Below are 18,629 nucleotides of genomic sequence, written 5' to 3'. Positions count from 1 at the left end.
AGAAACAATTCATAACTTAGGAGTTAATCACACTATTAAAAACGGATTTGGTATCACTTATCAGAGAGAGCCTTGGCTTTGTTGTGATGTGGCTAGAAAAGCGCTTAGGCAAGGAATCGAAAAGGTTAGGGTGAAATATCCTTTTGTGATTGATGCTTTTGTTCTATTACCTGATCATTTTCATTGTTTATGGACGTTACCAGATGATGATCAAGATTTTTCGGTAAGGTTACGATTAATCAAAACTTATGTCACAAAGCATTATGGGCAGGCATTGGGGGTTAATCGTGAAGTTTCTCGATCGCGGCAAAAACGAGGAGAAGGGAATCTTTGGCAACGCCGATTTTGGGAGCATTTAATCCGAGATGAACAAGATTTTGCAACACATTGCGATTATATTCATGACAATCCAGTGCGGCATGGTTTCTGTGAAAATCCTCAAGATTGGCAATATTCCAGTATCCATCGGTTTATCGCTCAAGGAATTTATCCCCAGGATTGGGGTAGTGGTGAACGTATAGCCAAGCCTGAAGGTTTTTGGGGTGATTAAGCAATATAAATGTATCAAATGTAGTGGATTGTTTCAGCTAAAATAGGGCGATAGATTTCGGCTTAAAGTCTTAGATTATAGAATTTATAGCATTTTTCTAATACACCAAATTAGCTGAAACAGTCCACTACAAGATCGGCTACCTGAAATTTCAGCTATCTGTAACCCTACAGGCCAAAATAGTTTAAAAATCGGCCGAGAATTTCTAGGATAGAAGTAAAGACCATCCTTGCCTACTTTTTCTATGATCCTAGCCGCCGAAACTGGACTAAAAACCGCTACTCTAGACGTAAAAGGCATGAAATGCGCCGGCTGTGTGAGTGCCGTAGAACGACAACTCAGCCAAAATCAAGGGGTAAAATCGGCCCAAGTTAACCTAATCACGGAAATTGCCGTGATTGAATACCAACCAGATGCGATCGCACCAGAGCAATTAGCCGCAAAATTAACCGCGATTGGATTCCCCACCCAACCGCGCAGCTCATCGACTCCCCTTTCTCAACAAAATCAACGTCGGCAAAACCAACAAAAAGAACAGCAACAACAATTATACCGATTAGCGATCGCTTGTTGTTTACTGGTTTTTTCCCTGATCGGTCACTTACACCACATCGGGGGACCAGAAATCCCCATCTTTCAAAGTATTGCTTTTCACTGGACTTTAGCCACCCTAGCCATTTTATTCCCCGGCCGCGATATTTTCATCGATGGTTGGCGGGGATTACGGCACGGGATGCCAAATATGAACACTCTCGTTAGTTTAGGCACAGGTAGCGCCTATATAGCCAGTTGTTTGGCTCTTATCTTCCCTAATCTCGGTTTAGAGTGCTTTTTTGATGAACCAGTCATGCTGTTAGGTTTTATTCTCCTCGGACGGACTCTAGAAGCGCATTCCCGTCATCGCGCAGCCGCAGACTTAGAAGCGCTTACCTCCCTACAACCGGCAGTGGCTCACCTGATTGGTAGTACAGATGACCGTGTGGGCGTGGCGATTCCGGTGGAACAGGTGCGCGTCGGGGAATGGGTGCGCGTCTTACCCGGGGAAAAAATTCCCGTGGATGGGGAGATTATTCAGGGAAGAACCACGGTAGATGAAGCTTTATTAACGGGGGAATCGCTGCCGGTGGTTAAGGAAATGGGAGATCTAGTCATTGCTGGCAGTTTCAATCTCTCTGGTGCGATCGCCGTGCAAACTCGTCAGGTGGGGACCGATACCACCCTAGCTAAGATTATCGCAGCCGTGGAATCAGCCCAAACTCGCAAGGCCCCAGTGCAGAAGATAGCAGACCGGGTAGCGGGTTATTTTGCCTACGGAGTCATGATAATTGCCCTAATTGTGCTGCTCTTTTGGTATTTTTGGGGAACTAGGCTTTTTCCAGAGGTGTTAGGGTCAACCACAGGACACCACGAGATGATTCAACCCACTTCTCCCCTACTTTTGTCCCTAAAATTAGCGATTTCCGTGCTTGTGGTCGCTTGTCCCTGCGCTCTCGGTTTAGCCACACCGACGGCCCTACTGGTGGGAACCAGTTTAGCAGCCGAACGGGGTATTTTGATTAAAGGGGGTGATGTTTTGGAAACCGTCTCGCAACTGCAAACGGTGGTTTTTGACAAAACGGGAACCCTTAGCCAAGGTCATCCGGAAATTACCGATTGTTTGAGTTTTTCTATCCTTAATCCCCTGGAAATTCAACAATTAGCGGCAGTAGTGGAGAGTGGTACTAATCATCCTCTTGCTCAGGCGATTTTAGACGCGGTTACTCCCCCTACTAACCTGACGGGGGAAGATTTTCAAACTGTGGCCGGATTGGGAGTTTCGGCAAGGGTGCAGGGGTCGAAAATTGTTCTGGGAAATCGGCAATGGTTGGCGCAGAACGGCATTAAAATCGATGAAACTATCCCCAGTATTCAAGAGCTTTTACAAGCGGGTAAAACGGTGATTTATCTGGGGATGGAAGAACAATTACTCGGCGCGATCGCTTTTCAGGATCGATTGCGTCCCGATGCTCAAACAACCGTTAATCAGTTGCAAAAACTCGGTTTAGAGGTGATTTTACTCAGTGGCGATCGCCAAGAAGTGGTAACAGCGATCGCTAATAGTTTGGGTATTAGCCAATTTTATGCCGAAGTTGCCCCCACCGAAAAATCGGCCTTAATTGCCGACCTACAGACAAAAGAGGGCAAAATCGTGGCTATGGTCGGGGATGGTATCAATGATGCTCCTGCACTAGGACAGGCTAACATCGGTATTGCTCTGGCCGGTGGCACGGAAGTGGCCATGGAAACGGCTGGGATCGTTTTAATTAGCGATCGCCTAGAGGATGTGGTGCAATCTCTGCATTTAAGTCTGGCCACATGGCAAAAAATCCGACAAAATCTTTTTTGGGCTTTGGGTTATAATACCTTTGCTATTCCCATTGCTGGTGGTTTATTACTGCCCCGTTGGGGTCTAGCTTTCAGTCCGGCCTTGGCGGCAGCTTTAATGGCTTTTAGTTCGGTTATGGTAGTGAGTAATTCCTTGCTTTTACGTCGTAAATTTCCTCCGCTCAAATCGACGAAGGAAAGCGAAAATTAAAGCAATTATCGATTTTTTCTCGATAAATCTATCAAGCGCCAAAAAGAGCGACTCTCTTATTCTTTGTGTGATAAGTTTCACTGATACAGGAGCGATCAATCTCTGTGTCCTCTGTGTCTTTGTGGTTCGTTACCTAAGAGAGCCAAGATGGTATTTTGTCCCCGTCTTTGTCAGTTGACGGAGACAGGAACAAATCGGGTTAAGCGGTAATTCTGGTCAGGGATTGCCCTTGATAATTGTTGGTAATAATCTGGTGAATAGATTGGAAAAATTGCCGACAACGATTATTAGTTCTCAGGGGCAGCTCATGATTTTTTACCAATAAATCGATCTGAAGTTCCGAGCTAGTGGGGGGATGAATAAATAACTCCACTTTCACTAACTGGGGAAAGAGAGCATCGTTAGGAACTTCCGATAAAAGCAAGACATCGGACCGGCGCTTGATGATTTCAAATTCACCCAAACTTAGGATATCATCGTATAAAAGCCCGGTTTGATGGGGAGAAATTCCGACAAAATAAGAACAGGAATAGCGAGCCATGGCAGGGAAAAGATGATAGATTGGTCACGGTTAATCGGTCAAAATCAGGCCATTGAACTACTACAAAGAGCGCTTGAAATCAATTCGATCGCTCCCGCTTACTTATTCGCCGGCGCTAAGGGGATTGGACGCAATCTGGCCGCAAAATGTTTCTGTCAAGACTTGTTAACTAGAGATCGATCGCCGGAAACAAGGGAATTAATCCTCAAACGCTTTCTGGGAGGCAATCATCCCGATTTACTCTGGATTGAACCCACTTATCAACACCAAGGCAAACTGCTCACCGCAAAAGAAGCACAGGAAAGCAATCTCAAGCGTAAAGCTCCCCCGCAAATCCGCATCGAACAAATTCGCGAGATTACTAACTTTTTAAGTCGTCCTCCCCTGGAATCGTCCCGCTCTGTGGTAGTGATCGAGCAAGCAGACACCATGACGGAATCAGCAGCAAATGCCCTCTTAAAAACGCTTGAGGAACCGGGAAAAGCCACTTTAATCCTGATTGCTCCCAGTCCTTCCTCTTTACTACCCACTCTCGTTTCTCGCTGTCAACACATCCCTTTTCAGCGTCTTTCGGAAGAAAATCTCGCTCAAGTCCTCCGCTCTAACGGACACGCTCGCGTTCTCAATTATCCGGCAATTCTCGGTTTAGCCCAAGGTAGCCCGGGAGAAGCGATCGCCGCTTTAGAATTTCTCGACAGTCTCCCCCAAGATTTACCGCGATCTTTGAGCAAATTTCCCCTAAAACTCTCCCAAGCACTGGAATTAGCCAAAATTATCGCTCAAACTCTTGACACGGAAACCCAATTATGGTATGTGAGTTATCTTCAGTATGAGGATTGGCAACGACGACGAGAGCGATCGATTTTAGAAATCTTGGAAAAAACCCGCCGGCAGCTGTTAGCCTACGTTCAACCCCGTTTAGTCTGGGAATGCACTTTCTTGGCATTGGCCAAACTATCCACCGCCCAAAAGTCTTAAAATTGTTATATTTATCGATCGAGTGGGGAGAAAGACTATGAAAATCAAATCCTTAGTTTTGCTGATTCTGTTAACCTTGACTACGGTTTTAGGCGCTTGTCAGGGAGGAAAAGAAGCCGAAGAACCGAAAAATGGCTCTCCTGCGGTGGAATCACCGCAAAAAAACGAAGATAGCGATGAAGACGGGGAAAATCGGCAAAAAGACGATGATAATGACCAGAATAAAGACGATGACGATGATGATAACTAGGGTTTGCGGCAAAAAGTTTTTCTTGGGGGCAGGGTGTGGGGTGTGGGGTGTGGGGTGTAGGGTTTTACCGATTTTGAAGGGGTCAATTACCTAATTTTCAGGGAAAAAGTCCCTGAATTTTCCCCCCGATCACTCCCATATCTGGTACTTTTTGATTTACAAAAACTCTAAAAGTCTTAACCCACAAGGGTTTTACCATTATTCAGCAAGCCATAACTAAATCCCTAGTATAAAAAAATCGGGTGAGCTTTAACCCACCCGATCGCCTATAGATTGAAATCAACCTATAACTGTGGTACAAACTGTTCTTTTTCGGGAACGTAGGCGTATTCAGCCACAATTTGCCGGAATTCTTCCCCATTGATCGTTTCTTTTTCGATCAGCAGATCCACCACTCGATCGATCACTTCGCGATGATCGCGGACAATTTGTCGAGAAATTTCATGGCAGTGTTCCACGATCGATCGCACTTGATCATCGATACGAGTAGCGACCTTCTCAGAATACTCGGAACGAGTCATCAAACCGCCACCGAGGAACACTTCACCCCCTTGACTTTCTAGGGACAAAGGACCCAAATCGCTCATCCCGAAACGAGTCACCATCTGGCGGGCCATATCAGAGACTTGCTGTAAATCGCCACCGGCACCGGTAGTCACCTCATCATAGCCGAAGATTTCTTCCTCAGCCGCCCGACCACCTAACGCACCGGAAATCCGGGCCATTAACTGCGCTTTCGTGGTTAAACCCTGTTCTTCGTTGGGAGTGAACCAAGTTAAACCCTGGGCCTGTCCCCGGGGAATCAGAGTCACTTTCTGGACGGGATCGTGATCTTTTAAGAGCGTACCCACGATCGCATGGCCCACTTCATGGTAAGCGATTAAGCGCTTGCTCTTGCTATCGACTAAAGGAGTGCCTTCCATACCGGCGATAACGCGATCTACCGCGTCATCTATCTCTAGGAGGGTAATGGCTTCTTTGCGACGACGAGCGGTTAAAATTGCCGCTTCGTTCAGTAAATTGGCTAAATCTGCTCCACTGAACCCCGGAGTGCGCCGGGCGATCGCTTCGATGGAAACGTCGTTAGCCAGCTTTTTATTGCGGGCGTGAACGTCTAAAATCTCTAAACGACCTTTAAAATCGGGCGCATCCACGGTTACTTGCCGATCAAAACGGCCCGGACGCATGAGAGCGGAATCGAGAACATCGGGGCGGTTAGTGGCGGCAATGATGATAATTCCCGTATTCCCCTCGAAACCGTCCATTTCTGTCAATAATTGGTTTAGGGTTTGTTCCCGTTCATCGTTACCACCACCGATACCGGCACCCCGTTGACGACCTACCGCGTCAATTTCATCGATAAAGATTAAACAGGGGGCATTTTCCTTGGCTTTTTTGAACAAGTCGCGCACGCGAGAAGCACCGACACCGACAAACATTTCCACAAATTCCGAACCGGAAATGCTGAAGAAAGGTACACCCGCTTCACCGGCGATCGCTTTGGCTAACAGGGTTTTACCCGTACCCGGAGGGCCAACTAACAGGACTCCTTTGGGGATTTTGGCCCCGACGGCGGTAAATTTCTCCGGTTGTTTGAGGAAAGTGACGACTTCCTGTAATTCTTCCTTCGCTTCGTCAATTCCCGCCACATCATCAAAGGTGATGCCGGTTTTTGCTTCCATCTGGAAGCGAGCTTTTGATTTACCAAAACTCATCGCTTGACCGGGGCCGCCTGGCATATTATTAGAACGGCGGAACAGGAAAAAGAGAGCGGCAATCAGCAAAAAGGGGAAAAGTAGATTACCGAGGAATCCCCACCAAGCGCCATCATTCCGCATCGGGTGAGCATCGAAACTGATTTTAGAATCGCGTAAACGGGCGATTAAATCGGGGGAATTGGCAGGTAAATCGACCCGCAGGCGTTGTACTCGGTTTTCTAGTTCTGGATCTAGGGCCTGTACGATCGCGGTTCTGCCCCCTTCGTAGAGATCGACACTGACAACCCTACCACTGTCTAGGTATTCTAGAAAGCGTCCGTAGGTCATGCGGGTACTGGCGGTGTTATTGCCGATATTACTGGTGGCTGTGGCAAAAGTGCCTTGCCAGAGGAAAAAACCGACCACAAGGGCGGGCAATGTCCACAGTAAAATCGTTTTCCAGGATAGTTTCATGTTTGTTTAGTGGTTCTAGGATAAAGATTTTTGCTTAACTCATTTAGCTGTTTTTGTCAAGGATTTTACGTTATTTTTTCGAGATTAATCCCCGCAGCCAATTAAATCTTAACTAAATGTAACGTAATTCTCATAATTCTGACAAGAATGGTGACGAGAGATTTTTTTAGTTCATTTGTTCTAACAAGATACCATGGTTTCTGGGATAAGCTGTACTGAATTTAAACTGTCTAGAAGTATATACTATATCTATTGATACGAAAATCATCTCCAAAATCCTAGAATTGCTTCTTTTTCCCATATTTGATAATTTTGCTAGATGTAACCAATTAAAGATAGAGGGGTGTATCTCACTTATGCAGAAATACCAACAATCAGCAATTATCAGTGATCCTTAAATTATTACAGATATATCAGCAGCTACCTGTAAGCATCCCACCGAAAAACTAATGCGCTCCGAGGTTTGGGGCGGTGCCACGCACCCAACGGGGGGTTTGGGTAGGGTTGATTCATGAATCAACCCTACTATAGAGTTCTTGCATAATTAATTTTTGAGAGGGCAAAAATGAGATGCACCCAAGATAGAGTTAGTATCTCAACAAAATTTTTACCCTGATTTGACCTTTATTCACGAGCCAACAGGAGCTAAGTTTGCTGTGGATAGAAATTACTGTTAATGAGGAGAGTGTTTAGTGAAGTTAACGCCACTTGTGCCACCGATTAAGTGTCAAGGAATTAAAACTAAATTGGTGAAAGATATTAAAAATATTGTGTCTGATCTGAGCTTTGGGCGTTGGATAGAACCCTTTTCTGGATCGGGGGTGGTGGCTTTTAATATTAATCCCAAAAAGGCTTTACTTGCGGACACAAATACTCATATTATCCAGTTTTATAATAATCTAAAAAATCAAGTTATTACCAGTAAAACTGTTAAGCTTTTTTTGCAAGAAAATGGTCAAGTTCTTAAGGAGCAGGGAGAAAGTTATTATTATCAAGTACGAGAAAGATTTAATCAAGCTCCTAATTCTCTAGATTTTTTATTTCTGAATCGCTCCTGTTTTAATGGCGTGATGAGATTCAATCGTAAGGGACAGTTTAACGTCCCTTACTGTCATAAATCAGAACGATTTTCTCAAGCATATATTACCAAAATAGTCAATCAAGTTATTGCCCTAGAAAATATTCTTATTAAAACTGATTATAATTTTCAAGTTGCTGACTTTCGAGAAACTTTATCTAATTGGCAAAAAACAGACTTGATCTATCTCGATCCTCCTTATTTAGGGAGACACACCGATTATTTTAACTCTTGGTCTGAAGAGGATGAAGATTGTTTGGTGACTATTTTAAAGGATATTTCTTGTCGGTTTATTTTGTCCACTTGGCACAGTAATCAGTTTAGAAGCAATCCTTTAATTAAAAAAAATTGGAGTGCTGATAAGTTTTATATCTATACTAAAGAGCATTTTTATCATGTTGGTTCCACAGAAAAATTACGTCATCCGATCACCGAAGCGATCATTACTAACTTTAACATTCCCTTGTTGCCAGAGCGAGGAACTGATTTGCAACAACTGTCATTAAGCTGTTCGTAATTTAAATTGCTTGTTGAGACGAGGCAAGAGGCAAGAGGCAAGAGGCAAGAGGCAACAGTAAAGGGATTGGGGGAGATTCGGCTAATCTTAAGAATAAGCGCTTTAAATGCGTCTTAGCTTATCCCCATCGACAGCAGAAAATAAGGGAGTGAGAACAGTCTAGAAGATGCCTAGTTGCTAATTCTCACTCCTTACTATTTATCCTTGGCTTTGGCGTAGATGGTCATTAATTTGGCGTTTACGCTTTTCTTCGGGGGTAGTGCTAGTAATTTCGCCAAAATCTTGACTACTCATGGAAAGATGGGACATTATCTTTCTTTTGCGCTCTTTAGCAGTTAATTCCGGTGAAGGAGTTACTGGAGGCGGCGCTGCCACGGGTTCCACTGCCACCGGGGGAGTTTCCACAATTGGCAGCGGTTTTTTAGGAATATAGTCAGCACCAGTGGTACTTCTGGAGAGATGATCGAGAATGCGCCGTTTGCGATCGTCAGTAGCCATAAAAATCTTTGCCAATCTAGTTTAAAGTTTTGTAACTATCACCTATTGTCAAACATCCCTATCCCCTTGAGAAGTCAAGGGAGACTTTATCTTGAGGGATTGAAGACATATATAGCGTTTTTCAGTCTGCTGAGGTACAAAAGTTATGGGTTTTAGGCAAAAGGCAAGAGGCAAAAGTCAAAAGGGAAGAAAAATATGTGTACCTCACTAGCTTAGGAAACGCTATAATAACCTGCGATCGCATTTATCTGGCCGTGGAACTGGGGGTCTTCTCGCCCAAGGTGATAAGATAAAAAACTAAGTCTTTGAAAATATGACAAAGGATTTATCTATCATGACACCCTCTTTAGCTAACTTTCTCTGGAGCCTTGTTTTAGGTGCGGTTATCGTCCTGATCCCCGCCACTATCGGTTTGATTTTCATCAGTCAATACGACAAGATCAAACGGACTTAATTTAATCTAACTCTAAAATGCCCAGACGGATTCCTCTGGGCATTTTAGCTAATTTTGGAACTGGCAAGAGCGATCGCACCGACTACCCGATATCCCTCTGTGCGTAAAACCTGCACAGCTTCCTCGATCGTGGTTCCCGTGGTATAAATATCATCAATTAAGAGAATCGGCACTGATTTCGGTAAATTTTTCCCCAGTTGAAAAGCCGCTTGCATCGTCTTTTTTCTCGCCTCGGCTGCCAGACTAAATAAAGCTGCCGTGTTCTTAATCCGAATTAATCCGCGACTAGCCAGAGGATAACCGGTTAAACGACAAAAACCCTCGGCAATGACTTCTGCTTGATTAAAACCCCTTTCCTTTAATCTTTCTGGGTGGAGAGGGATAGGAATCACCGTCAAACGTTTATCGGTGAGGGGAGGACGAAGCAGCCAAGTTTCCCCCATGCAACTGCCTAGCAAAGAGCCGAGAGCGGGATGGCGATCATATTTCATTTTAGCGATCGCCTGTTTTAATTTACCTTCGTAGCGTCCCCAGATAAACAGGGGAATAGAACCACGCCAGAGAAAAAGCGGGTTATTCTGACGATAGGACTGTAATTGTCGCCCACAATCACGGCAAAGCTCTCGCTCGCTCTGCCGTTGACAAAGAGGACAGGGAGACTTAAGAAATAAAGCGAGAAAAGGTTCGAGCATGGGAAGTCAAAGTTTTAGCTAGATGCTGATTTCCATCGTCAAAAACGGTCAAATAATGGGGATTACTCCGCTCGATCGAAAGACTGATTCCTTGCGCTCCTTCGGACTCTATATCCTGTAGATAACCCCCCTGATGCTGTTGTGCTTCCTCAAAAGAAGCAAAGGGACCAAAATAGTAAATACAGTGGGGGGAAAGGGAGGTAATTTTCAGCCACCAAGGCGTGTTATCGTCAGAAATTTTATTTGTCTCTAAGAAAGATAAAATCATGTTCTGGTAGTGATAGGGGACAGGGATTGCAGGAATCAAGGATAGGTTTTGAGGAACTTTGCCTCCATAATTCCCATTTGCTGGCCAAAAAATCGAGCTTTTGGCCAAAGAGAGTCTTTTTATCGTATTAGAGTAACAAGGGGATCGGTCGCCAAATCGAAAGAGATTCTAAAAATTCCCCTCAGCCAAGGGGAAGCGGATCGAGATAGGATAGTAAAAAGTTTTTTTTTAGAAAGCTAAGGGGATCAGATAACTATGAGCCAGATCACAGACACAGATAAGAGTCTTGAGGCGATGAAGAATTTTGCCGAACAGTACGCTAGACGTACAAATACTTACTTCTGTAGCGATCTCTCGGTGACAGCGGTAGTAATTGAGGGATTAGCGCGTCATAAGGACGAATTAGGCGCTCCTTTATGTCCCTGTCGTCACTACGAAGACAAAGAAGCGGAGGTAAAAAATACTTTCTGGAATTGTCCCTGTGTACCAATGCGGGAACGGAAAGAATGTCACTGTATGCTATTTATTACCCCCGATAACGAGTTTGCTGGGGAAGAACAGGTAATTTCCCTCGACTATATCCAAGAAGTCCGCGAATCGATGAAGGGGCATTAGTTTAGGGTAATGACAGCCACCGCTTTTGGGCAAGGAATCGACGAATTTAATCGCCAGCAATTCTATGCTTGTCATGATACCCTAGAGGCTTTGTGGATGGAGTCCGCAGAGCCTGAAAAAACCTTTTATCAAGGCATTTTGCAGATTGCTGTCGCTTGTTACCATCTAGAAAATAATAACTGGCGCGGGGCGGTAATTCTTTTGGGAGAAGGGGTTAGACGTTTACAACACTATCAACCCGATTACGAGGGGATCAACGTGACGCACTTAGTCGGGGAGAGTTTGGATCTATTAAACTTTTTACAGAATCTCGATCCCCAAGCTTTACCGGCAGTGCTAGAAGGGATGAAAAGCAATCAGGAACACCCTCATCCCCACCTCGATCGATCTATCTGTTCTCTGCCGAAAATCCTCAAAAGTCATCCCGTTCTCTAAAAAGCTAGATTATACCATTTTTCTAAAGTAATGTCAGAGATGGTTAATTACCCTCACCCCCAACCCCCCCCCAACCCCCAACCCCCCGACATCGGGGGGGTCGGGGGGCAAGGGGGGGCGGGAGAGAGGAGTAGGATGCCTGCCACGAATAAAGAAAAATGGTATTAGTTAGTCAATACAATTACCTCTAAGTAGGTGGGTGTTAAAAATTGTCTAATCCCCCCCTTATCAAGGGGGGATTAAGGGGGGATCAAGGGGGGATCAAGGGGGGATTTATCTTCAATTTAATTGAAACCATTTACTTATAGGTGACATTTCTATGAGAGCAAGATACGCAAAAATCAGCGGATGGCTAGTTGCCCTCGTTTCTACTAGCTTAGTCATGGGATTAGGTACTTCTCCCCTAGTCAAGGCACAGCAGAACATTGTACCGGGTAATGCCATGACAGTGCGATCGGATATTCAGGAGGCGAACTCAAAAACGGGGGTAATTACTGCTCGAGGTAACGTACAAGTGTTCTATCCCGCTCGCAAAATGCAGGCCACTTCCGCCCAAGCTCAGTATTTTAGCCGCGAACGTCGTTTAGTGATGACGGGTAACGTTTACGTTTTGCAGGAAGGCAACAGTATCCGCGCCGAAACGATGACTTATCTTGTCGATGAGGGCAGATTTATCGCTACTCCCCAAACCAGTCAGCAGGTGGAGTCAATTTATTTAGTCAAAGATAACGAAACTTCCCCCCAACCGGCTGCTTCCCCGACACCCGCACCCATACCTTCCCCTTCCCTCCCCGCTGCCCCAATTATTAACCCGCAGTGATTAGGAGTCAGGAGTCTCCGAGTCAGGAGTCTCCGAGTCAGGAGTCTCCGAGTCAGGCGTCTCCGAGTCAGGAGGCAGGAGGCAGGAGTCTCCGAGTCAGGAGTCTCCGAGTCAGGAGTCTCCGAGTCAGGAGTCTCCGAGTCAGGAGTTTCCCACACCCCACACCCCACACCCCACACCCCACACCCCACACCCCACACCCAACAGCCGCTCAAGATGACTTTAGTATTAGAAAATATCCATAAATCCTACGGTAAAAGGCTCGTGGTTAACCGGGTGAGTATTACTGTTGCCCCGGGGGAAATTGTCGGGTTATTAGGACCAAATGGTGCGGGAAAAACCACAACTTTTTATATCGCCACGGGATTAATCAAACCGAATCAAGGGCGCGTTTGGCTCGATCAAAAAGAAATTACCAAATTACCCCTTAATCAAAGGGCGCGTCTGGGTATTGGCTATCTGACGCAGCAGGCCAGTATTTTTCGTTATTTAACTGTATCAGAAAATATTCAGTTAGCCCTAGAACAGTCGGGGGTTCCCTTTTCCCAACGGGCAAATCGTCTCTATGATTTATTAAAAGAATTTCGCCTCGATAAGATTGTTGGCACTAAAGGCGCTTACGTTTCCGGAGGAGAAAGAAGAAGGACAGAATTAGCCCGCGCTTTAGCGGTGGGAGTCAACGGACCAAGATTTTTATTATTAGATGAACCTTTCGCTGGGGTGGATCCGATCGCCGTGTCCGAGATTCAAGCGATGATCGCTGGTTTAAGGGAGCGTCAGATGGGAATTTTAATTACTGATCACAATGTGCGAGAAACTTTGGCTATCACTAATCGGGCTTATATTATGCGCGAAGGGCAGATTTTAGCGGCGGGAAGTGGCGAAGAACTTTATAATAATCCTCTGGTGCGTCAGTATTATTTGGGTGATAATTTTTTCAGATAATTGTTATTAATAAAAATCGCTGCATTATATCATGAAAGTTGGCAATTGGCAAGGAAATTTAAGTAGAATACCCGGATTTAGCATCTTAGACCGCTATATTTTTGTCGAGTTATTATTACCCTTTCTATTTGGTATGGGTTTATTCACTTCTTTGGGAGTGGCGATCGGTACTTTATTTGATTTAGTGCGACGGATTACTGAATCGGGTTTACCCTTGACTTTGGCCTTAAAAATTCTCTTATTAAAAATGCCAGAGTTTATCGTTTTAGCCTTTCCCATGTCAATACTTTTAGCGGCTTTAATGGCCTACAGTCGTTTAGCCAGTGATAGCGAATTAATTGCTTTTAAAAGTATTGGAATTAGTGTTTATCGCCTAATAATTCCGGCCATTGTGCTAAGTTTAATAGTGACGGGATTAACCTACGTTTTTAATGATTATGTGGCTCCAGCTGCCAGTTATGAAGCTAATGCTACCATGACCAAAGCCCTGCGACCAAATCGCAAATCTTTTATTGAAGATAATATTATTTATCCTGAATACGGCAAAGTGCGGCAACCGAATGGAGGGGAACCCCAAACGGTATTAAGAAGGTTATTTTATGCCGAAAGATTTAACGGTCAAGAGATGCTAGGTTTAACCATTCTCGATCGCACCCAACCGGAAGTTAATCAAATTATTACCTCAGAATCAGCTTCTTGGAATATTGAAAAAAATATCTGGGATTTTTATAACGGCACAATTTATCTAATTGATCCTAATGGTTCCTATCGTAATATTGTCCGCTTTCAACATCAACAATTAGCCCTACCGCGTACCCCTTTAGATTTAGCTTTTCGAGGCCGAGATGGTTCAGAAATGACCCTAAGACAAGCGCAGGAATACCTAAAAATACTGCAATTAAGTGGCAATCCCACCAAAATTAGAAAATTGCAGGTTCAAATCGAGCAGAAAATATCTTTACCCTTTGTTTGTTTAGTTTTTGGGATGATTGGGGCGGCCTTGGGATTACGTCCCCAAAATTCTAATAAAGCCACCAGTTTCGGTATTTGTATTGTCCTAATTTTCTCCTATTATCTCCTATCTTTTGTCACCAGTTCCTTAGGCATTGGCGGAGTTTTAACCCCCTTGATGGCCGCTTGGTTGCCCAATATTTTAGGATTAACTGCTGGGGGAATTTTGTTACTTCAGTCGGCTAAGTAATCGAGGGTTAGCGGTGGGAATAAAAATTGATAATCATCAAATTTCCAAAGCTAATTTATATAAACGACTGCGGGATAAATTAGTAACTTGTGCTAATTGTCTGCTGGCTTGCGATCGATTAACTCCTCCTTCGATAATTTGTTTTAATTCCCGTTTTAATTCCTCATCGGATAATTGGATATTATCGGCCTGATTGTTGCCCATAACTACGAGCGTAAATTCCCCTTTAGGAGTTTTATTCTCCCGATATAAATTAATCGCCTCGGCGATAGTTCCTCGCCAAATTTCTTCGTAAAGCTTGGTTAATTCCCGACCTAAAACTATCTTTCTCGTTGGGCCGAAAGTTTCTCGTAAATCCTCCAAAGTCTTAATAAGTTTATGAGGTGCTTCATAAAAAACCATCGTTCTCGTTTCAGTTTTTAAACCCTCTAAGCGCTCTTGTTTCATCTTTTCCTTACCCGGAAGAAATCCTTCAAAACAGAATCTTTCCGTGGGTAATCCCGACACCGCTAAAGCAGTAATTACCGCCGTTACTCCGGGGATGGGAACCACTTCGATATTAGCTTCTATACAAGCTTTAATTAACTCATAACCCGGGTCAGAAATTCCAGGCATTCCCGCATCAGTAACCAAAGCGATATCCTGACCTTGGCTGAGAATATTTAATAACTCATCGAGACGGGAAAGGCGATTATGTTCGTGGTAACTAATTTGAGGGGTCGGAATATCAAAATGCTGCAATAATTTGCCCGTGTGTCTGGTATCTTCGGCAGCAATTAGAGTGACTTTTTTGAGAGTTGCCAGGGACCGGAAAGTCAGATCGTCTAAATTGCCGATCGGCGTTCCCACCACATACAATTTACCGAGATTATTCATAAATTGGCTAAAAATAGGCTGGTTGGGCGTATTTTAAGTGATCAGTAAACAGTAAACAGTAAACTAAAAACTCGGCTCTCCCAGGTTTGGTGGGTAAAATGTATTCTAAGATACAGTCTTGGGGCAGTGAGTGGAACGAACCACAGAGACACAAAGGACACAAAGATCGATCAATCCTCTGTAAGTTAAACTTATCACACAGAACCTAGAAGAGCCAAAACTCACATCTGCTCACCGCTCACTGATAACTGCTCACTGATAACTGATAACTGATAACTGATAACTGAAGACCGATCGCTTTTGTCTGTTCAGGGATCACTCAAATAGGGTAAAGTAGGTCAAGGTATGCTCACCCTGTTATTGCATTAATCTAGTCTAAGGAGAACGTCTTAGTAATGTTAACCCTAAAAATCGCCGTTTATATCGTTGTTTCCTTCTTTGTCTTACTTTTTATCTTTGGCTTCCTTTCCGGCGATCCTACCCGTAACCCCGGACGCAAAGACTTTGAGTAGAAGACAATTACCAAACCGGTTCTAGGGTAGAGACACAGGGAACAAGTTATCGGACTTTCCCTGTCTCCCTAGGAATAATGATCATGGTAGTATCATTGAGGTTCGCTCGTCCTCTATTTTGATCGCCGACTCGTGCAGTCATGTCTTTTTTTCTCTTAGCTGTTGAACCACCTGCCCTGATTAATACTGTAGCCGAACCGGAAACGGAGGAGCGCCAAGTTTCTGAAAATAGTCCCGCGTCAGTAATTCCCCTCCCTGTCACCCCAGCACCTCTAGAAGCAAAAAAGCCTTCAGAAGAGAGCGTTTCTATTCCCCTCACCGTCACTCCACCCCCGGAAACCGTCGAGGTAAAACCTTTGGTTCCCGATGAGGGTATTCCCCTAAAACCATTACCTAGCAGTGCGGGTGATGCGGCAGCTTTAGGAAAACCCCTTTCTGTTCAGAATTCTCCACCCCCCGCAGCCGTTGGTGTCACCATTCATCCCGAAACCGAGATAGTTTCAGGATTAAATCAAAAAGCTCTTAACCAGAAAAATGGCTCAACTCGGCTATTAGTGCGGAAAAAAGGCGAAACAACCAGCCAAGAATACTTGATTTCCCTCAATAACAGCCTAGCTCAGACCGCTGCAGTTAATCCAGAAGGGGAAAGACCCCTAGAATTAGTGGCCGATGAGCAGGAATTTGACCAAAATCGGCAGATTATCACCGCTAGAGGTAATGTCACCCTGCGTTTTGCCCAAAGTGTACTAACGGCCGATCGCTTACAGATTAATCTTCCCGAAAAGTTAGCGGTAGCGGAGGGCCAGGTGATCCTAACCCGGGGAGATCAAATCCTGCGCGGCGATCGCTTCGAGTATTATTTCGTCCAGGATAGCGGTGTGGTATTTAATGCTAATGGGGAGATTTTTCAACCCAGCACCGCTAGGGATTTAGGACAAACGCTGCCCACGGATGTGGGGGCCGGTAGTTCTTTTGCAACCCTAACTGATCGTTTGACATTAAATCAACCCTTGCAGAGAATCACCACGGGAGAGGGTTTTCAATTTGTCGTCGGGGGACAGGATCCCAGTCGGCGCGATCGACAGAATATTAGTGGTCCGTCGGGGGGAACGATTAATCGTGTCCGTTTTCAGGCCGAACGCTTGAATTTTGATGGTAAGGTGTGGAATGCCACTAATGTGCGTCTGACTAATGACCCTTTTTCCCCTCCTGAATTGGAAGTTCGGGCCAATTCCGCCACTTTTCGCAGTACTGGCCCCTTTACCGATGAGTTGCGGATGAGTAATTCCCAGTTGGTTTTCGATCAACGGGTAGTGGCCCCCACTTTTATTAATAGTCTCACTTTCGATCGCCGTCGTCGTCGTCCTTTTTTAATTGCCCCGGGCTATGATGGGGAGGATCGGGGCGGATTTTTCGTAGAAAGTCCCCTAACTTTAGTGGAGACACCGAAGACTCTTTTTGAGTTGACACCGCAATATTTAGTGCAAAAAGTCCTTAATCCCGATGCTTTTCCCTCAGCTAACCCCGGAGGTGGCGAAGTTTCGCCCCTTAGTCCGAAAGCTTTTGGTTTATTGGGGAATTTTGCCACTAATTTTGGCGAGCGCTCGTTTTTGCAAGCAACAGCCTCTTTTTCTAATTTAGATTTGGAACAGATCGAAAATATTGTTCGTTCTAAGATTCGCTTTCAACAGACGATCGGACAGTTGCAGGATCCCTATCTGCTCAATGTGGAGTACAATTATCGCGAGCGTCTCTTTAACGGTTCTTTAGGGTTTCAGACGGTTAATAGCAGTTTTGGGGCAATTTTGACCTCACCGGTGATTGTCGTCCCGAATACGGATATTAGACTCAGTTATCAAGCTTCTGTTCAGAATATCAACGCACCCACCGATCGCAGTGATCTCTTAGCGGCCAATGCAACGGATAATGTTACTAATTTAAGCCGTTTTCAGGGGGCTGTCTCCCTCAATCGCAGTTTTTTACTCTGGTATGCCCCTACTTTACCACCGACTCCCGACCAAGGGTTAAGATTTTCTCCTCTTCCCGTTCAACCCTATATTGCTATTGTCACTGGTGTCACCGGTGTCACCAGTTATTACACTAATGGAGAGACGCAAAATTCCGTCACGGGAACCGTGGGATTATTAGGGCAGTTTGGGCGTTTTTCCGGCAATTTTCTCGACTATACCGGGTTTAATATCAGTTTTAGTCAGGGTTTGGTTAACGGACAATCACCCTTTTTCTTCGATCGCTTTGTTGATCAACAAACAATGTCCTATGGTATAACTCAACAGGTATATGGTCCGATTCGTGTGGGTTTCCAGAGTATTTACAGTATCGATCAAGCTAAGGAAATCAGTACAGAATATTTTCTCGAATGGAGTCGTCGCACCTATAGTTTAATTTTGCGCTATAACCCGGTGCTGCAGTTGGGAATACTCAACATCCGCGTGTCGGATTTCAACTGGACAGGCAACCCCGGCTATTTTGAGGGCAGCGATGTCCGTCCGGTGGTGGATGGAGTAACCCGTTAAGACTACATGGGAATGATGAATTATGAATTATGAATGATGAATTATGAATGATGAATTATGAATTATGAATTATGAATGATGAATTATGAATTATGAATTATTGTGTAAGATGGTGATCG

Annotated in this window: 20 protein-coding genes; 14 read left to right on the top strand and 6 right to left on the bottom strand. The window is 44.6% G+C overall.

The window, feature by feature from the left end; genetic code table 11:
* Positions 1-7: 7 nt before the first annotated feature.
* A complete protein-coding gene (locus RAM70_RS14085) occupies positions 8-550 on the top strand; it encodes an REP-associated tyrosine transposase (protein WP_441338880.1) in 543 nt (180 codons plus the stop codon).
* A gap of 244 nt (positions 551-794) precedes the next feature.
* Entirely contained in the window at positions 795-3,125 is a 2,331-nt protein-coding gene (locus RAM70_RS14080; RefSeq protein WP_312675920.1) for a heavy metal translocating P-type ATPase, read from the top strand.
* A 199-nt stretch (positions 3,126-3,324) separates the two neighbouring features.
* Here the strand turns inward: RAM70_RS14080 and RAM70_RS14075 are convergent, their stop codons facing one another.
* The gene (locus RAM70_RS14075) at positions 3,325-3,666 is read right to left on the bottom strand and encodes a hypothetical protein (RefSeq protein ID WP_045356581.1); all 342 of its coding nucleotides are present in this window, start codon (positions 3,664-3,666) and stop codon (positions 3,325-3,327) included.
* Between the two features lie 12 nt (positions 3,667-3,678).
* Between RAM70_RS14075 and holB the strand changes: the two genes are divergently transcribed.
* Positions 3,679-4,644, top strand: coding sequence for a DNA polymerase III subunit delta' (gene holB, locus RAM70_RS14070; RefSeq protein ID WP_002795934.1), 966 nt, complete (start codon positions 3,679-3,681; stop codon positions 4,642-4,644).
* 37 nt (positions 4,645-4,681) lie between these two features.
* On the top strand, positions 4,682-4,894 hold the full coding sequence (locus RAM70_RS14065) for a hypothetical protein (RefSeq protein ID WP_045356577.1): 213 nt from the start codon (positions 4,682-4,684) through the stop codon (positions 4,892-4,894).
* Positions 4,895-5,178: 284 nt separating this feature from the next.
* Here RAM70_RS14065 and ftsH2 read toward each other — a convergent pair whose 3' ends face one another.
* Positions 5,179-7,065 carry an ATP-dependent zinc metalloprotease FtsH2 gene (gene ftsH2, locus RAM70_RS14060; RefSeq protein WP_190381637.1) on the bottom strand — a complete coding sequence of 629 codons (1,887 nt, stop codon included), beginning with the start codon at positions 7,063-7,065 and terminating at the stop codon, positions 5,179-5,181.
* Between the two features lie 284 nt (positions 7,066-7,349).
* On the opposite strand from ftsH2, the gene RAM70_RS14055 reads away from it, so the two are divergent.
* A complete protein-coding gene (locus tag RAM70_RS14055; RefSeq protein ID WP_238567726.1) occupies positions 7,350-7,463 on the top strand; it encodes an EcoRV family type II restriction endonuclease in 114 nt (37 codons plus the stop codon).
* Between the two features lie 294 nt (positions 7,464-7,757).
* Positions 7,758-8,660 (top strand): DNA adenine methylase, encoded by a 903-nt coding sequence (locus tag RAM70_RS14045; protein WP_190381638.1) that lies wholly within the window; start codon positions 7,758-7,760, stop codon positions 8,658-8,660.
* Between the two features lie 198 nt (positions 8,661-8,858).
* Here RAM70_RS14045 and RAM70_RS14040 read toward each other — a convergent pair whose 3' ends face one another.
* On the bottom strand, positions 8,859-9,158 hold the full coding sequence (locus RAM70_RS14040) for a hypothetical protein (RefSeq protein ID WP_045356571.1): 300 nt from the start codon (positions 9,156-9,158) through the stop codon (positions 8,859-8,861).
* Between the two features lie 334 nt (positions 9,159-9,492).
* On the opposite strand from RAM70_RS14040, the gene psbX reads away from it, so the two are divergent.
* Positions 9,493-9,612, top strand: a complete 120-nt coding sequence (gene psbX / locus RAM70_RS14035) for a photosystem II reaction center X protein (RefSeq protein ID WP_002733679.1) — start codon at positions 9,493-9,495, stop codon at positions 9,610-9,612.
* 44 nt (positions 9,613-9,656) lie between these two features.
* On the opposite strand, the gene RAM70_RS14030 is transcribed toward psbX, so the two are convergent.
* Together RAM70_RS14030 and RAM70_RS14025 are read right to left on the bottom strand one after the other, a co-directional pair.
* The gene (locus RAM70_RS14030) at positions 9,657-10,304 is read right to left on the bottom strand and encodes a ComF family protein (protein WP_045356569.1); all 648 of its coding nucleotides are present in this window, start codon (positions 10,302-10,304) and stop codon (positions 9,657-9,659) included.
* Positions 10,273-10,572 (bottom strand): DUF1816 domain-containing protein, encoded by a 300-nt coding sequence (locus tag RAM70_RS14025; protein ID WP_190381780.1) that lies wholly within the window; start codon positions 10,570-10,572, stop codon positions 10,273-10,275. Before RAM70_RS14025 ends, RAM70_RS14030 begins: the two co-directional genes overlap by 32 nt.
* Before the next feature lie 255 nt (positions 10,573-10,827).
* Here RAM70_RS14025 and RAM70_RS14020 point away from each other — a divergent pair, with 255 nt between their 5' ends.
* The 5 genes from RAM70_RS14020 to RAM70_RS14000 all read left to right on the top strand — a co-directional run bounded on the left by RAM70_RS14020 (position 10,828) and on the right by RAM70_RS14000 (position 14,588).
* Positions 10,828-11,187: a ferredoxin thioredoxin reductase catalytic beta subunit gene (locus tag RAM70_RS14020; RefSeq protein ID WP_045356567.1), complete on the top strand. Its 360-nt coding sequence runs from the start codon at positions 10,828-10,830 to the stop codon at positions 11,185-11,187.
* A gap of 9 nt (positions 11,188-11,196) precedes the next feature.
* Positions 11,197-11,622 (top strand): DUF309 domain-containing protein, encoded by a 426-nt coding sequence (locus tag RAM70_RS14015; protein ID WP_045356566.1) that lies wholly within the window; start codon positions 11,197-11,199, stop codon positions 11,620-11,622.
* A gap of 319 nt (positions 11,623-11,941) precedes the next feature.
* Positions 11,942-12,442: an LptA/OstA family protein gene (locus RAM70_RS14010; protein ID WP_045356565.1), complete on the top strand. Its 501-nt coding sequence runs from the start codon at positions 11,942-11,944 to the stop codon at positions 12,440-12,442.
* A gap of 216 nt (positions 12,443-12,658) precedes the next feature.
* Entirely contained in the window at positions 12,659-13,387 is a 729-nt protein-coding gene (gene lptB / locus RAM70_RS14005; protein ID WP_045356564.1) for an LPS export ABC transporter ATP-binding protein, read from the top strand.
* Positions 13,388-13,418: 31 nt separating this feature from the next.
* A complete protein-coding gene (locus tag RAM70_RS14000; RefSeq protein WP_190381429.1) occupies positions 13,419-14,588 on the top strand; it encodes an LptF/LptG family permease in 1,170 nt (389 codons plus the stop codon).
* A 36-nt stretch (positions 14,589-14,624) separates the two neighbouring features.
* On the opposite strand, the gene rsmI is transcribed toward RAM70_RS14000, so the two are convergent.
* The gene (rsmI, locus tag RAM70_RS13995) at positions 14,625-15,464 is read right to left on the bottom strand and encodes a 16S rRNA (cytidine(1402)-2'-O)-methyltransferase (RefSeq protein WP_045356562.1); all 840 of its coding nucleotides are present in this window, start codon (positions 15,462-15,464) and stop codon (positions 14,625-14,627) included.
* Between the two features lie 395 nt (positions 15,465-15,859).
* Here rsmI and RAM70_RS13990 point away from each other — a divergent pair, with 395 nt between their 5' ends.
* Both RAM70_RS13990 and RAM70_RS13985 read left to right on the top strand, forming a co-directional pair.
* A complete protein-coding gene (locus RAM70_RS13990; protein WP_002732356.1) occupies positions 15,860-15,976 on the top strand; it encodes a photosystem II reaction center protein I in 117 nt (38 codons plus the stop codon).
* A 140-nt stretch (positions 15,977-16,116) separates the two neighbouring features.
* A complete protein-coding gene (locus tag RAM70_RS13985; protein WP_312674290.1) occupies positions 16,117-18,510 on the top strand; it encodes a DUF3769 domain-containing protein in 2,394 nt (797 codons plus the stop codon).
* Positions 18,511-18,629: the final 119 nt, after the last annotated feature.

This window comes from Microcystis wesenbergii NRERC-220, from assembly GCF_032027425.1.
GTDB classification, from domain to species: Bacteria; Cyanobacteriota; Cyanobacteriia; order Cyanobacteriales; family Microcystaceae; genus Microcystis; species Microcystis wesenbergii_A.
This window is presented reverse-complemented; position numbering and strand designations above follow the sequence as displayed.

Coding starts and splice junctions, on each gene's coding strand:
- RAM70_RS14000 (WP_190381429.1), top strand. CDS start 13,419: ATGAAAGTTGGCAATTGGCAAGGAAATTTAAGTAGAATACCCGGATTT.
- RAM70_RS14065 (WP_045356577.1), top strand. CDS start 4,682: ATGAAAATCAAATCCTTAGTTTTGCTGATTCTGTTAACCTTGACTACG.
- RAM70_RS14010 (WP_045356565.1), top strand. CDS start 11,942: ATGAGAGCAAGATACGCAAAAATCAGCGGATGGCTAGTTGCCCTCGTT.
- RAM70_RS14020 (WP_045356567.1), top strand. CDS start 10,828: ATGAGCCAGATCACAGACACAGATAAGAGTCTTGAGGCGATGAAGAAT.
- lptB (WP_045356564.1), top strand. CDS start 12,659: ATGACTTTAGTATTAGAAAATATCCATAAATCCTACGGTAAAAGGCTC.
- holB (WP_002795934.1), top strand. CDS start 3,679: ATGATAGATTGGTCACGGTTAATCGGTCAAAATCAGGCCATTGAACTA.
- psbX (WP_002733679.1), top strand. CDS start 9,493: ATGACACCCTCTTTAGCTAACTTTCTCTGGAGCCTTGTTTTAGGTGCG.
- RAM70_RS14030 (WP_045356569.1), bottom strand. CDS start 10,304: ATGCTCGAACCTTTTCTCGCTTTATTTCTTAAGTCTCCCTGTCCTCTT.
- RAM70_RS13990 (WP_002732356.1), top strand. CDS start 15,860: ATGTTAACCCTAAAAATCGCCGTTTATATCGTTGTTTCCTTCTTTGTC.
- RAM70_RS14075 (WP_045356581.1), bottom strand. CDS start 3,666: ATGGCTCGCTATTCCTGTTCTTATTTTGTCGGAATTTCTCCCCATCAA.
- RAM70_RS14080 (WP_312675920.1), top strand. CDS start 795: ATGATCCTAGCCGCCGAAACTGGACTAAAAACCGCTACTCTAGACGTA.
- rsmI (WP_045356562.1), bottom strand. CDS start 15,464: ATGAATAATCTCGGTAAATTGTATGTGGTGGGAACGCCGATCGGCAAT.
- RAM70_RS13985 (WP_312674290.1), top strand. CDS start 16,117: ATGTCTTTTTTTCTCTTAGCTGTTGAACCACCTGCCCTGATTAATACT.
- RAM70_RS14015 (WP_045356566.1), top strand. CDS start 11,197: ATGACAGCCACCGCTTTTGGGCAAGGAATCGACGAATTTAATCGCCAG.
- ftsH2 (WP_190381637.1), bottom strand. CDS start 7,065: ATGAAACTATCCTGGAAAACGATTTTACTGTGGACATTGCCCGCCCTT.
- RAM70_RS14040 (WP_045356571.1), bottom strand. CDS start 9,158: ATGGCTACTGACGATCGCAAACGGCGCATTCTCGATCATCTCTCCAGA.
- RAM70_RS14025 (WP_190381780.1), bottom strand. CDS start 10,572: ATGATTTTATCTTTCTTAGAGACAAATAAAATTTCTGACGATAACACG.